The organism is Stenotrophomonas sp. 22DLJC03, from assembly GCF_056861405.1.
In genome coordinates this window covers 744,975-758,896 of record NZ_JBSPUG010000002.1, presented here as the reverse complement: position 1 = coordinate 758,896, position 13,922 = coordinate 744,975, and the positions used below count along the sequence as shown (strand labels likewise).

Below are 13,922 nucleotides of genomic sequence, written 5' to 3'. Positions count from 1 at the left end.
CATGTTTTCTGATTTTTCCATTGATGGCGTGCTCATTCCCGGCCTGCTCGCCGTAGCCGTCGCCGCGCTGGCGTTGTCGGTGCTGGCCTCACGCCTGCTCGCCAGCCTCGGTCTGTACCGGTTGTTCGCCTGGCGGCCATTGGTGGGCCTGTCCCTGTTCGTGATCCTGGCAGAGCTGATGATCCGGCTCACGCCCCTGTTCGAGAAATGAAATGAAACACACGCTTGCTGTCATCGGGCGCTGGAGTGCAACGCTGATTGTGTTTGCGATCGCCGTCGTCGCCTCCCTGTCCATCTGGAAACGTTACGAAACGCGCCCGTGGACACGGGATGGACGGGTAAGCGCCGATGTGGTGCGCGTTGCGTCGGACATAGGTGGACTGGTCACCCAGGTACTGGTGCACGACAACCAGCAGGTCAGCGCAGGTCAACTGCTGCTGGTGCTGGATCAACCGCGCTTCGCTGCCACGCTTGAGAAGGCCGACGCAGCGGTCAGCAGCGCACGCGCCACGCTGGCGCTGGCCCGCCGCGAATCGTCGCGGGACAACGCACTTGGCAACCTGGTCGCGTCGGAAATCCGCGAACGCAATGCCGCCAAGGTCGATACCGAGCTGGCCGCCCTGGCGCAGGCACGTGCCGAACAGCGCGTTGCCCAGCTCAACGTGCAACGCACCGAGGTGCGCGCGACCACCGATGGCATCATCACCAACCTCGACCTGCACGCGGGCGACTACCTGCAACCCGGTGCGCAGGCGCTGGCGCTGATCGACACCCGCAGCCTGCGTATCGAGGGCTACTTCGAGGAAACCAAACTGGGCTGCATCACCGAAGGCGATGCCGCCGTGGCCCGCCTGATGGGCGACGACCACGACGTCCGCGGACACGTGGACACCATCGCCGCTGGTATTGCCGACGATCAGCGCTCGAACACGCACAACCTGCTGCCGGCCGTGGCGCCGACCTACACTTGGGTGAGACTGGCACAGCGCATCCCGGTACGCATCCGTATCGATGATGCTCCGTCGGATACGCGTCTGATCGTCGGCCGCACTGCGAACGTGACCATCACGCCCTCGGCACAGGGAGCCTGCAAGTGAGCTTGCGAACAGTACGTGGTGGGCTGCTTGCCCTGCTGCTGCCGATGACGGCCTGCGTGTCCGGCCCCGACTATCACCTGCCTGCGAGTGCGGTCGCTGCCTCCCCCCGGGCGTCGCGGACGTTTATCTCGGCGCAGGAGGAATCGTTCAGCCACGACGCGCCACCGGATCGATGGTGGCAACTGTATGGTGACCCCCGGCTTGACGCCTACGTACGCGAAGCACTGGCGGCCAATACCGACCTCCGCGCCGCCGATGCCAACCTTCGGCGCGCCAGCGCAACCGTGCTGGAGTACAGTGCGCGCGGTTCCGTGCAGGCCGAAGTGGATGCATCGGGCACGCTCACCCATGCCGGTGGTTACAGCCAGGCGTCGGCCGCACCGCAGTCCTATGCGCTGGGCGTTAACCTCTCCTTCCCGCTGGATCTTGCAGGCGGCATCCGCCGCGGCATCGAAGCCGCCAACGCGGACGCGGAGGCCGTCGCTGCGGCACGGGACCAGGTCCGCGTGGTCGTCGCTGCTGCCGTCACCCGTGCCTATCTCCAGGTGTGCACCAGCAATCACACGCTCACTGCAACCCAGCAGGTGCTGGCGATACAGCACGCCACGCTGGAGGCAACCCGTCGCCTGGCTGCAGGCGGGCGCGGAACGGGCTTCGATGTCAGCCGTGCCGGTGCCGCCGTCAACCGCAGCGCGGCGGGGGTACCGCACCTGCTGGCGGAACGCCAGGCCGCACTGTTCGAACTGGCCACACTGATGGGCAGGCTCCCGGCGGACTATCCCAAGGAGGCCGAAGCTTGCCCTCGGCCCCCTGAGCTGGAGCAGGCGCTGCCGGTCGGTGACGGCTGGCAGCTGCTCCAGCGGCGCCCTGACATACGCGCAGCCGAACGCAGCCTGGCCGCCGCAACTGCAATGATCGGCGCCGAGACCGCGAGCCTCTATCCGCAGATCATCCTGGGCGCTTCTTCGGGCGTGGCTGGCGCGCCGGCGCATCTGCTGTCGGCCGACGGCTTCGGTGCGAGCATCGGTCCCGTGCTGTCATGGCACTGGCCCAACCGCCGCGTAGCCAAGGCCCGCATCGCAGCGGCCGGTGCCAATGCAGATACCGCTCTCGCATCCTTTGACGGCATCGTGCTGCAGGCACTGCGCCAGACCGAGACCGCGCTTTCTGCCTGCGCGCAGGAGCTCGACCGCGAGCGCAGCCTGGCGCAGGCGCGTGGGGACGCAGCGCGGGCCGCCGGGCAGGCACAGCAACTCTACCGTTTCGGCAGGATCGATTTTCTCGATGTGCTTTCGGCCCAGGCCGCGCTGGCAGATGCGGAGTCCGCGTTGGCCGCCTCGCGCGCGCAGCGCATTGACCGCCAGATGGATCTTTTCCTGTCCTTGGGTGGTGGCTGGGCTGCGGGCGACGCGGCCAATGGCGCGGTCCGCTGAGGTCGTCTTCGCAGCAGCAGCCGCAACGCGATCTGTTCATGAATGCCATGCCCACGCCCGTATTCATTCACACGGCCTGCCGTACATTCGCGCTCACAGCGCCGCATAACGCGGCCATGACGGAGGCATCCCGATGACATCCATACGTCTGCTTGCCATTGCCGTGAGCACGGCCGCTGCACTCGCCGCGGCTCCCGCCTTCGCCGATCCACCGCACCACGCGCGCGGCAACGGCCCGCCACCGCATGCAGGCGGCCCACACAACCGTGATGCGCCGCCGCCGGGCTGGCAGAACAAAGCCTGGCGACGTGGTGAGCGCCTGCCTTGGGCCGAAGTGGATCGCCGTTACTGGGTGGACGACTATGCGCGTTATCACCTGCGTGAGCCGGGCCGCGACCGGCGCTGGGTGCGCCAGTCCGACAACGAGTACTTGTTGGTGGAGATCGCCACCGGGCTGATCGTCGACGCCCTGCATCGCTGAAGCGACCTGCAGCGTCCCCACACGGAGCGATTTGCCTCGATGCAGACACCTTACGACCGGGGTCGCCCCAGTCGGCGGTGTTTGCGTCCACGGCGCCCCGCCTGCCTCCGCGGCCGCCCGGCATGCATGCCCTCCCGCAGTGCGACATACCCGCACATTAGCGCTCCCGCACATCAGCGCTCTGGCAAAGAGCCCCATCACCACCAGTATTTCGAATCCCCGAACACCAAAGATCTGGCGGATGGAAACCTCCAGTGAGCACAGCCTGCCGCAGCGCAGGCCCTGCTCGTTGAAGCCGTAGATGAGCACCAGCACGCCCATCAACGTACACCACGCCATCAGGGCCAGGCTTGCGATGAAGATGAAAGGACGATGGATACGCATGCGCTTGCTGCGGTCTTCTACGGTGATGTCACGCGCGACTTTACGAGTACGTAATCGGAAGCATTCCATCTCCACCGACCAGGCTTCGGTATCCAGGCCCAACCGGTTCTCATACCACCATCGCTGCGCACAGCGGCCACTACATCCACTGCTGGCATAGCGGGCAAAGGGAACACCGGCGTGCTCCACCACGTCAGGTTGCCCCAGCGCCCGGAGTACCTCGACCCTGCTCGCCTCGACCGGGACCGAGGCAAGCGCGCGGGAATGCCACACTGAGATCGCCGAGCAACCGGCAACGTACGCCACGGACAGGCCGGTAAGCCCCCAAATCGGCGTCCTCATTGGCAGATCCCCTCCCGCGCCGCGCGCCCGCGCGTCATCCGCGCAGATACTCTTCAACGTCAAACCGGCCTGTTGTGGCGCCCGGCATCCGTGCTAGCGTGCGCCGACCGATGATTCAGGATGAACACAGGGACGCCCGTCGATGGCAGGCAAGAGCCGGAAGGACAGGATCGCGCAGGAGATCGGTCTGTTCATGCAGCAGTACGCGCGCAAGGCGCAGCGCCATACCGAACCCAATGACCGGCCGTACGATCGGAAACTGGAAGCGCGGCTCAAGCGCTTGCCGCCGGAAGAACTGGGTAGGCTGCTTTCCGCAGAGGAGGACGACGATGACTAGCCCCGGTGGAATGGCCAGGCGCGCCATTGTCGTGACATTCTATAGCGCGCTATGCGCCTGCGGCCTAGTGATGGAAAGTTCGTTCGAGACCCTACAGGAGGCGCTTGACTCCGACATGGTGAACAAAGGGTGGATTCCCGGCTGGGTGCCCCACGAGGCGACCGACCTGCGCGAGGTGCACGACCTCGACTCCAACACCAGCGCGCTGGCCTTCACCAAGCCCCCTGCGTTGCCGCTGCAGCTGCCTGCGGATTGCCAGGCGACCCCATTCGACAACAGTGATCCTGTTGCGTTCAATCGATACTGGTGGCCTGGCGACGCGACACTCAGCGCGTCGTACCACGTCTTTCGCTGCACGCCCGAATCCGGAAAATCGGTCTTCGTCGCCATGAACAGGACCGGAGACCGCGTGCTTTTCTGGCGAACCTACGCGCGGTGATGCGCCAGCGCCACCTCACTCTTCCTCAGGATCCTATGATGCCCAACGCACGTGCACGCTTCGCCGCCCTCGCCCTTCTGCTCCCGGCGTGGCTGCCGGTCTACGCCGCGCAGAACGCCCGTGCAGACGTCAAGGCGATCGAGCAGGTGGTCGAATCATTCCGCACCTCGCTGATCAACAAGGACAAGCCGACCTACATGGGCCTGTTCTTCTCGGACAAGGCGGAAGACATCGGCTGGCAGGTCGTTTCCGAGGACGTGCGCCTGCAGGACATCCGCAAGACCAGGCCCGATGCGATCAAGGCACGGCAGATTCCCGCCAACAACTTCATCGCGCTGATCGACGGGGCCGTTGCCTCGCCGAAACCGACGGAGGAGAAATTCTCCAACACGAAGATCGAGACCGATGGTGATGTGGCCTCGGTGTCGTTTAACTACAGTTTCCACGACGATGGTGTGAAGACGAACTGGGGCAAGGAAATGTGGCAGCTGGTCCGCACCGAGCGGGGTTGGAAGATCTTCTCGGTGATCTACTCGATGCGCGATTCACGCAGCCCGGCCGAATGAGTGATCTGGCAGACTTGTGCACACCGTCCGTCCACGCCAGCCAGACCCCGATGACCCGGATTGCCGACCTCAACGCCGACCAGCTCGCCCACCACGCGCTCAACATCTTCATCGCCCAAGGCCGCCATGTGGAAGGCGCCCGCGTGATCTACCGGGCGTTGCAGCTGGATCCAGACCATCCCGGCGCCCTGCGCTGCCTGACCGATTTCCTGGCCCACGAGGGCACCGAACCGTTCGCAGCGGCCACGCTGGAGCACGCTCTGTCCGGCGCGGTCGCGCTGAATGACGATGCGCGCCGGATGCTGGATGACCTGCGTTTCCTCGACATCTGGTCCTGGGGATTCTCACGGCACGTCTCCGGCGAAGCCAACCTCAACGGCGATGCCTTCCAGCAGCGCGAGGACTTCGTCTTCGATGGGCCGGCCTATGCGGCCTTCCTCAACACGGTCACCGAGCCGGCCGGATCGCTGCAGGGTGCCTACCAGGCGGCCGTCCGCATCTGCGGGCTGATGTCCGGCCTGCTGCGCCATGCGGAGAAGGACAATCCGGCATTCGATGACGTGCTGCGATCCTCCGCCTTCGTCGAGACCGAGGCGTACCCGGCATGGCTGGCCTCGCCGACCGACGATCTGGATGCGCTTGATCAGGCCATCCAGGCGCAGCGCCAGGGCGGTTGAAGGAAAATCCAACGGGCGTCCGACGCTTTCCCGACGCGCGCCTGCACATGCTGCCAAGAGATCACTTCATGGCAGGACCGGCATGCAGCCACCTTCCCCCAAGAACAGCGGCAAATATCCGCATGGCAAGACCGGCCTGCGCCGCATCTTCCACACGCTGCTCCATTCGCGCGACGGCTTCATCGCTACCTTCCGTGGCGAAGCAGCCTTCCGGCAGCTATTGCTGCTGCACGCACTACTGATGACAGCGGCCTTCGTGCTGGACATCAGCACGATCGAACGGGCCGTGGTGCTGGCCGTCTGCTTCATCAGCCTGCTGGTGGAACTGCTCAACTCGGCCATCGAAGCGGTGGTCGACCGCATCTCGCTGGAGCACCACCCGCTTTCCAAGAACGCCAAGGACATGGGCAGCGCCGCCCAGACCACCGCGCTGCTGATGGTCGGCACGGTGTGGGGCGTGATCCTGCTGGGCTAGCCCCCGCCCAACCCGCCGGGTATGACCCTGCGCTGATGCGTTACTGCGCCGCCAGAGCGAAATCCAGACCCGCGCACACCGCCGCCACCTGGGCGTCATTGCATTCCTGCGGGTTGGTGCGCGGGCTGTCCGGGTAGACCTCGGTGGTGGTGGCAAAGCGTGCATCGGTGAAACCGGCGCAGGCGCCGATCGAGCGCGACTCGCCCCAGACCACGCCCGGCGACTGCAGCGGCAGGCCAACCAGGTTGCCTTCGGCGTCGGCCGGGGCGATGTGGGTGACCGGGGCGACGGCAGCGATCAGCGCCTTCTGGAACTCGGCCTGCGGATCTTCACTGTTGCCGATCACGTAGAAGCCATCCGGAATGGTGTCGCGCTCAAACGACTTGCCGTCGCGGGCACAGCGCGCCGGATCGAACTCGTGCAGGTCGCTGTCGGTGGTCTCGTGCAGGTCCAGGTGCACCAGCAGGTTCGGCTTGCGCTCGGCCACCCAGCGCATCAGCGCGGCGGCTTCCTCGATCTGGCCGCCGTCACGGAAGCTGCGGTTCGGGTCGATCGCATCCGGATTCCAGCGCTGGATGCGCTCGTAGCCCCACGGGCTGACGCACGGCGCCACGATCAGGTTCAGCCGGCCCAGGTAACGCTCGGCCTGCTGTTCCAGGAACTGCAGGGCGCCATGCACGCCGCTGGTCTCGTAGCCATGCACGCCGCCGGTGATCAGCGCGGTCGGCAGCGCCGGATTCCAGTTGTGGTTGACCACGGCGAACAGCGGGTAATGGTCCGGGGCGTAGTCGAGTTGGCCGTACTGGATCACGTCGAAGCTGTCGTCCAGGCGCTCAAGGGCGGCCACCACGTCGTCGTGGTAGCTGCGCTGACGCTGCTGGCGGGCCCGCCACTGTGCGCGTTCCGCGTCGCCCCAGGGCTGTCCGGGGGTGCCGATCGGGTAGAACTGCGCAACAGTCATTGGGTACTCCAAGGGTCGAACGGAATGGGTGCAGCCGGTCATTCTAAGCCTTGTCGCGCCTGCGGGTCCCCTCCCCCCGCCCCGCCTTCATCCAGGCCGGGTCATCTGGCTGTAAAATCAACGGTTTTTGGCCCCTCACCCCTTGATGGCGAAAGCAGCGCAGCCGGTCCTGGGTGGACCGGAATTCCTCCGCCTGCTCGCCCGTCTCAGCGACGGCGCGATGCCGGCCAGCAGTCCCGCCCTGACCGATCGCCTCGGCCAGTGGGTGGACTGGAGCCGTGCCGTGGCCCTGTCCGGAGCGCTGGGCGGACGCCTGCCCGAGCCCGGCGAGGCCGCCGAAGCAGTCGAGGATGTACTGGCCGACTGCGCCCAGGCCCACGCCAGCCTGCTGGCCTCGATCAGTGAGGATGCCGAGGCCGAGCGTCTGCTGGACCTGGCCGAAGCTGCCGCTGCGCCCAACTTTGCCTCGCTGCGCCAGCGCTACCGGGTGCTGCAGCAGGCAATCCAGACCGCCACCGGGGGCCTGCGTGGGCGCCTGCGCGACCAACTCGTGCAGGTTTCGCCTGAGCTGGCGCGACTGGCCGAGGTCGATGCGGTGATGGAACAGACCCTCACCCCGCGCGAGCACAGCCTGCTGGCCACCGCGCCGGCGGTGCTCGGCGCCCGTTTTGAACGCGTGCACGGCCAGCCCGGCTGGCGCGCGGCCTTCCGCCATGACATGCGCACCCTGCTGCTTGCCGAGCTGCAGCTGCGCTTCCACCCGATCGAAGGGCTGCAAGACGCCCTGCGCTCCCACTGACCGGAACACCATGTCCAGAACTGCTTTCCATGTCGTTGTTTTCCTTGTCGGCCTGCTGGCCGTGTGCTGGATCGGCATTGGCTACGTTTCGGTGCATCCGCTGGGTGCAGCGGTGGCGGCAATCATCGCGGCCTGCTACATCGCCGGTGGCGTGGAGCTGTACCGCTACCGCCAGGCCAGCAACGGCCTGCGCAGCGCACTGAGTGACCTGTCCAGCGCGAAGGAAAGCCTTGCCCCCTGGCTGGAGCGCGTGCCGATGGGCCTGCGCAACGCCGTGCGCCTGCGCGTGGAAGGCGAGCGCACCGCCCTGCCCGCGCCGGTGCTGACCCCGTACCTGGTTGGCCTGCTGGTGCTGCTGGGCATGCTCGGCACCCTGCTGGGCATGATGGACACGCTGCGTGGCACCGGCCTGGCCCTGCAGAGCGCAACCGACATGGCCGCCATCCGCGGCTCGCTGGCGTCGCCGGTGCAGGGACTGGCGGTGGCATTCGGCACCTCTATCGCTGGTGTGGCCAGCTCGGCCATGCTCGGCCTTCTGGCCGCGCTGCTGCGCCGTGACCGCCTGCAGGCCGTACAGCAGCTGGATCGCGCCATTGCCGGCGACCTGCACCCGTACTCGCAGGCCTGGCAGCGCGCCGAATCGTTGCGCCTGCTGCAGGCACAGTCCGCCGCGCTGCCTGCGCTGGTCGACCGCCTGCAGGCGATGACCAGCACCTTTGAACAGCATAGTTCGGCCGCCAATGAGCGCCTGCTGGCCGGCCAGGCCGAGTTCCTGACCCAGAGCCAAGCGCTGCAGGAACGCCTGGCCGTCTCGCTGCAGCAGTCGCTGCGCGAAGGTGCCGAAGCCAGTGCCGCCGCGATTGGTGGTGCGCTGCAGCCGATGGCCGAGACCACGCTGGCTGGCCTGGCGCACCATGGTGAAGCGCTGCACGCCCGTGTCGAACAGGCCGTGCAGCAGCAGTTGTCTGGCCTGAGCGTCGGTTTCGAACGCAGCCGCGTGGCGACGGAAGCCAGCTGGGCCAAGGTAGTGAGCGAGCAGACCCAGGCACAACAGGCACTGGTGAGCGATCTTCGCCAGCACCTGCAGGCCTTCAGCGACGGCCAAGGCACGCAGGCCGAAGCACTGGTCACGCGCATCGGCGAGCGCCTACAGGCCGATGCCAACGGCAACGCCGAGGCCTGGCGCGCCGCCGCCGAACAGCAGCAGGCATTGAATACTGCGCTGGTCGAACGCCAGCAGCAGGCGTTGCTGGCCGCCAGCGAGCATCTGGACGCGCGTGCGCAGGCGCTGCTGCAGGCACTTGAACAGCACCACAGCGCCAGCCAGTCGCTGCTGCAGGATCATGAAGAGCAGCGCTCGCAGCAGTGGCAGGCCGCGCAGGCCGCCGCTGCGACCGCGCACGCCGAACTGCAGGCCAGCCTGGACAGCCGCGAGCAGCAGCGCCAGGCGCGCTGGGACGCGGTCAGCGCCGAACTGCAGCAGGCCCACGCCGCGCTGCAGACCCAGCTACAGGCCGGCGACGAACAGCGCCTGCAGCGCTGGAGCGATGCCCTGCAGCACGTTTCCACGGAGCTGGCCGAACGCCTGCAGGCCAACGGCGAACGCCTGGCCGCCCAGCAGCAGCAGGTCTGCGACACGCTGGCAGCAACCGCGCAGCAGATCGGCGAGAACGGTCGCGCGCAGGCCAGCGCCACACTGGCCGAAGTGTCCACCCTGCTGCAGACCGCCGCCGCTGCGCCGAAGGCTGCTGCCGACGTCATCACCGAGCTGCGCAGCACGCTCTCCGAGAGCCTGGTGCGCGACAACGCGATGCTGGAAGAGCGCGGCCGCCTGCTGGCCACCGTGCAGACCCTGCTGGATGCGATCAATCACGCCTCGCACGAGCAGCGCACCGCGGTGGACGCGCTGGTCGGCGGTTCGGCCGAGCTGCTGGAACGCGTCGGCAACCGTTTCACCGACCGTATCGCCGCCGAGACCGGCAAGCTGGATGGCATTGCCGCAGCACTCAGCGGCAGCGCGGGCGACGTTGGCCAGTTGGCCGGCACCTTCGGCGAAGCGGTCGCGCAGTTCGGCAGCGCCTCCACCGAGCTGTCCGGCCGCCTGGAACAGATCGGCGGCGCACTGGATGCCTCGCTGGCCCGCAGCGATGAGCAGCTGGCCTACTACGTAGCGCAGGCGCGCGAGGTGGTCGACCTCAGTCTGCTGTCGCAGAAGCAGGTAATGGAAGAACTGCAGCAGCTGGCCGCGCGCCGCGGCAAGGCCGGCAACGCATGAGCGACGAGCTGGAGGTCGACGGCGGTTCGCACGCCCCGATCTGGGCCGCCTTTGGCGACCTGATGTCGGTGCTGCTGGGCGCGTTCGTGCTGATCCTGGTCGGTGTGGTCGCGGTGCAGCTGGAGCTGTCGCAGCGGCTGGACCAGGAAGTGAAGCAGCGCCAGGCCGAAGCCAAGCGCCTGCAGACCCTGGAACAGGCGCTGGCCGGCCCGTTGGCCGCCGGTCGCGTGACCCTGGTCGATGGCCGCATCGGCATCAGCGGCAGCGTGTTGTTCGCGCTGAACTCCGACCAGCTGCAGCCGGAAGGCCAGGAGCTGCTGCGCAGCCTGGCCGCACCGCTGGCTGCTTACCTGGGCACTCGCGAAGAGATCCTGATGGTCAGCGGCTTCACCGATGACGCGCCGGTGCGCGAAGGCAACCGGCGTTTCGCCGACAACTGGGAGCTGTCGGCGCAGCGGTCGCTGACCGTGACCCGCACCCTGATCGCCGATGGCGTACCGGCCGACGCCGTATTCGCCGCTGCCTTCGGCAGCGAGCAACCGGTCAGCTCCAATGCCAGCGAAGATGGCCGCGCGCGCAACCGCCGCGTGGAAATCGCACCGATTCCCAAGCCCAAGGCCGCGGATGCCAAGTAAGCCGCCAGCATTGGATGCGCTGCGCGCGCTGGTGCGCGATCTCGATGCGGGATCGCGTTCGCTGCCGCATTACCCGCAGGTGCCGATGCTGCAGCAGGTGCAGCGCGAGTGGTCGGAGCTGCGCAGCGAACTGCAGGTACGCCGTTCGCTCCGCACCGAGGCCCCGGCCGATGGCGGCCCGTTGAACTCGGCGGTGCTGGTGCAACGCATGCTGGACACGATGCAGTCGACCAGTCCCGGTTACCTGCGCCACTTCATCGACTACGTGGACACCCTGTCCTGGCTGCAGGCGCTGCAGGATGGCGCCGCCAGCGGCGGTGATACTGCAAAGCCAAAGCGCACGCGCAAGTCGCGCAACACGGGTTGATCGCGCATTGATGCCGACCTCGTTCGGCGCTCCTGACCCGACAAGCCTGACCTGCCCCGGCAGATGCCAACCTTGTTTGGCGCTCCTGCGACAGAGCAGCGCAGCGTCTGTTCGACGCCGCGCATGCCAACCAAGGTTGGCATCTACCAATGCATGCATCGGCATGCCACGCGCATAGCGGTGTCACCAGACAGTCATCTGTTTAGCGCACCATTTTCACGCTGACCCACGGCATCCGCAGCGCCCGCCGGTCGCATCGGCTGTCTCCCCTTTTGAAATCCATGAGCTCCGCGCCCATGCGGTCGCTCGTGCCTGCATGAGTGTCCGTAACATGACGAAGACTTTGTTGGCCGCTGCGCTGTCCCTGGCGCTCGCTCCCGCGGCCTGGGCGCAGGATGCTGCCCCGACCTCCAGCACGCCCTCCGCCACCAACCTCGATGCGGTTTCGGTGATCGGCAGCGGTGAAGCGCGCCAGGTGCAGCGCATCACCCGCGAGAACCTCGACATCCTGCCGCCGGGCACCAGCCTGCAGAAGACCCTGAACCTGCTGCCGGGCGTCAACGCGCAGTCGGCCGATGCGCTGGGCACCAACGAACAGTCGATGACCCTGAGCCTGCGCGGCTTCAACTCCACTCGCCTCGGCTACACGCTGGACGGCGTGCCGCTGGGCGACGGTGCGTACAACAACTACAACGGCCTGACCATCAACCGTGCGCTGATCAGCGAGAACATGGCCGGCGCCGAACTGGCGGTGGGCATCGGCAGCCTCGGCACGCCGTCCACCAGCAACCTCGGCGGCACCATTTCCTACACCTCCGACCGCCCAGCGCAGGAGCTGGGGGGCCGCGTGGTGCAGACCTTCGGCAGCGATGCCAACCGCCGCACTTTCGTGCGCGTCGACAGCGGCGAGTACAACGGCTTCTCCGGCTACGTTTCCGGCATGAACGCCGTCTCTGATCTGTGGAACGACCAGACCGCCTACAACACGTCCACCACCAAGCAGTTCAATGCCAAGGGCGTGTGGAACTTCGGCCGCGGCCAGATCACCGGTTTCGTCGATACCTCGCGCACCACCCAGGCGGACTACTTCTACCTGTCCAAGGACGAGATGTCGCGCGGCCTTGGTTGGGACTGGGGTGGCTATGCGCCGGACTGGAACAAGGCGGTGGCCAAGGCCTACTGCAATATCGCCAGCCTCAACGCGAAGAAGTGCGACAACAGCGGCCCGGACAAGGACGCCGATGGTGCATTCACTGCCGGGCAGATCCTGCGCGATGACAACCTCTACTACCTGGCCGGCGACTTCTTCCTGGCCGATGGCTTCAGCCTGCGTGCCCTGGCCTACCACCACGATGACCGCGGCGAAGGCCACAACTGGAACAGCGGCGCCTGGTCGAACAAGGGCACGGCGCAGGAGATTCCGATCATCTTCCGCAACACCATCTACACCATCGACCGCGATGGCGGCACGCTGTCGTTCGACTGGGAGCTGGGTGCACATCGCATCGAAGGCGGCGTCTGGTACGAACGCAACACCAGCAGCGCCGAGCGCTACCAGACCGCCGTGGACGGCCCGCGTGATCTGAGCGGCATGAACACCCTGCCCTCCGATGTCGGCGTGTTCGCCCAGCGCACGCGCTGGAAGACCCACCAGTTCTTCCTGAAGGACACCTGGCGCCTGCTTGATGACCGCCTGACCCTGGAGTTCGGCGCCAAGAGCCCGTACGCCACCTCTGATGCACAGGCACTGCCAGGCGACGCGAAGACGCCGATCTCGCCGACCTCGAACAACCAGTTCGCCACCGGTTCGTTGAAGGCCAGCAAGAATTTCCTGCCCAGCGTTGGTGCCAACTTCCGCCTGGCCGAGCACCACGAGGTCTTCGCCAGCTACGCCGAGAACATCGCCATGTACCAGGGCGGCTTCAAGCTGGGCCCGCAGGCGGTCAGCCAGGCCACCTGGAATGCACAGGGCAACCTGAAGCCGGAAGAGTCGCGCTCGCTGGAAGCCGGCTACCGCTTCGTCACCGATACCCTGCAGGCCTCGATCGCAGCCTACAGCGTGCGCTTCGACAACCGCCTGCTGCAGTACAATCCCTGCGATTCGCGGCAGCCGGTCGGCCCGACCTGCGGCAACCGCTTCTACAACGTCGGCGGCGTCGACAGCCGCGGTGCCGAGCTGACCGTGCTGTGGACCCCGAACGAGCACTTCAGCTGGTACACCTCGGCCTCGCTGAACCGTTCGACCTACGCCTCCAACTACGTGCAGGCCGGTGTCGAGCAGCAGATCAAGGGCAAGATCCAGACCGATACACCGAAGCAGCTGCTGGCCACCGAGATCACCTGGCGTGACAACGGCTGGTTCGCCAGCCTGCGCGGCAAGTACACCGGCGAACGCTTCTACACCTACACCAACGACCAGGGCTTCGGCGGCTTCACCGTGTTCGACCTGGCCGGCGGCTACGACTTCGGCCAGATTGGCTTCGCCAAGGGCATGCGCCTGTCGTTCAACGTGACCAACCTGACCAACAAGCGCTACGCCAGCAACCTGGATTCGAGCGTATTCGCGCCGAGCGACCCGGCCGGCAAGCTGTACGTGTTCCATGCTTCGGCACCGCGCCAGGTGTTCGGTACGATCGACCTTCGCTTCTGATCGA

At 66.6% G+C, this 13,922-nt stretch carries 15 protein-coding genes; 14 read left to right on the top strand and 1 reads right to left on the bottom strand.

The window, feature by feature from the left end; all coding sequences use genetic code 11:
* The first annotated feature begins 1 nt into the window (after window position 1).
* The 9 genes from AC13GA_RS09385 to AC13GA_RS09345 all read left to right on the top strand — a co-directional run bounded on the left by AC13GA_RS09385 (window position 2) and on the right by AC13GA_RS09345 (window position 6,231).
* Window positions 2-211, top strand: coding sequence for a DUF1656 domain-containing protein (locus AC13GA_RS09385; RefSeq protein ID WP_136637884.1), 210 nt, complete (start codon window positions 2-4; stop codon window positions 209-211).
* Between the two features lies 1 nt (window position 212).
* The gene (locus AC13GA_RS09380; RefSeq protein ID WP_136637883.1) at window positions 213-1,097 is read left to right on the top strand and encodes an HlyD family secretion protein; all 885 of its coding nucleotides are present in this window, start codon (window positions 213-215) and stop codon (window positions 1,095-1,097) included.
* Window positions 1,094-2,530, top strand: coding sequence for an efflux transporter outer membrane subunit (locus AC13GA_RS09375; RefSeq protein WP_482997946.1), 1,437 nt, complete (start codon window positions 1,094-1,096; stop codon window positions 2,528-2,530). Before AC13GA_RS09380 ends, AC13GA_RS09375 begins: the two co-directional genes overlap by 4 nt.
* 133 nt (window positions 2,531-2,663) lie before the next feature.
* Window positions 2,664-3,011 carry an RcnB family protein gene (locus AC13GA_RS09370; protein ID WP_136637881.1) on the top strand — a complete coding sequence of 116 codons (348 nt, stop codon included), beginning with the start codon at window positions 2,664-2,666 and terminating at the stop codon, window positions 3,009-3,011.
* An 868-nt stretch (window positions 3,012-3,879) separates the two neighbouring features.
* On the top strand, window positions 3,880-4,074 hold the full coding sequence (locus tag AC13GA_RS09365) for a hypothetical protein (RefSeq protein WP_136637880.1): 195 nt from the start codon (window positions 3,880-3,882) through the stop codon (window positions 4,072-4,074).
* Window positions 4,067-4,513, top strand: a complete 447-nt coding sequence (locus AC13GA_RS09360) for a YbbD-related protein (RefSeq protein ID WP_482997945.1) — start codon at window positions 4,067-4,069, stop codon at window positions 4,511-4,513. The genes AC13GA_RS09365 and AC13GA_RS09360 overlap by 8 nt, the downstream gene beginning before the upstream one ends.
* 35 nt (window positions 4,514-4,548) lie before the next feature.
* Window positions 4,549-5,079 (top strand): Cif family virulence factor, encoded by a 531-nt coding sequence (locus tag AC13GA_RS09355; protein ID WP_337302757.1) that lies wholly within the window; start codon window positions 4,549-4,551, stop codon window positions 5,077-5,079.
* A gap of 50 nt (window positions 5,080-5,129) precedes the next feature.
* The gene (locus AC13GA_RS09350) at window positions 5,130-5,756 is read left to right on the top strand and encodes a hypothetical protein (RefSeq protein WP_480982733.1); all 627 of its coding nucleotides are present in this window, start codon (window positions 5,130-5,132) and stop codon (window positions 5,754-5,756) included.
* Window positions 5,757-5,838: 82 nt separating this feature from the next.
* Window positions 5,839-6,231, top strand: a complete 393-nt coding sequence (locus AC13GA_RS09345) for a diacylglycerol kinase (RefSeq protein ID WP_426353368.1) — start codon at window positions 5,839-5,841, stop codon at window positions 6,229-6,231.
* A 40-nt stretch (window positions 6,232-6,271) separates the two neighbouring features.
* On the opposite strand, the gene AC13GA_RS09340 is transcribed toward AC13GA_RS09345, so the two are convergent.
* Window positions 6,272-7,192, bottom strand: a complete 921-nt coding sequence (locus AC13GA_RS09340; RefSeq protein ID WP_046986179.1) for a M14 family metallopeptidase — start codon at window positions 7,190-7,192, stop codon at window positions 6,272-6,274.
* A gap of 145 nt (window positions 7,193-7,337) precedes the next feature.
* On the opposite strand from AC13GA_RS09340, the gene AC13GA_RS09335 reads away from it, so the two are divergent.
* The 5 genes from AC13GA_RS09335 (at window position 7,338) to AC13GA_RS09315 (ending at window position 13,918) form a co-directional block, all read left to right on the top strand.
* Window positions 7,338-7,991 (top strand): DUF3348 family protein, encoded by a 654-nt coding sequence (locus AC13GA_RS09335; protein ID WP_046986178.1) that lies wholly within the window; start codon window positions 7,338-7,340, stop codon window positions 7,989-7,991.
* 10 nt (window positions 7,992-8,001) lie between these two features.
* A complete protein-coding gene (locus tag AC13GA_RS09330; protein ID WP_253077802.1) occupies window positions 8,002-10,266 on the top strand; it encodes a DUF802 domain-containing protein in 2,265 nt (754 codons plus the stop codon).
* Window positions 10,263-10,901 (top strand): OmpA family protein, encoded by a 639-nt coding sequence (locus tag AC13GA_RS09325; protein WP_046986176.1) that lies wholly within the window; start codon window positions 10,263-10,265, stop codon window positions 10,899-10,901. The genes AC13GA_RS09330 and AC13GA_RS09325 overlap by 4 nt, the downstream gene beginning before the upstream one ends.
* Window positions 10,831-11,268, top strand: coding sequence for a DUF2894 domain-containing protein (locus tag AC13GA_RS09320; protein ID WP_482997944.1), 438 nt, complete (start codon window positions 10,831-10,833; stop codon window positions 11,266-11,268). Before AC13GA_RS09325 ends, AC13GA_RS09320 begins: the two co-directional genes overlap by 71 nt.
* 331 nt (window positions 11,269-11,599) lie before the next feature.
* Window positions 11,600-13,918, top strand: a complete 2,319-nt coding sequence (locus tag AC13GA_RS09315) for a TonB-dependent receptor (protein ID WP_482997943.1) — start codon at window positions 11,600-11,602, stop codon at window positions 13,916-13,918.
* The last annotated feature ends 4 nt before the right edge of the window (window positions 13,919-13,922 follow it).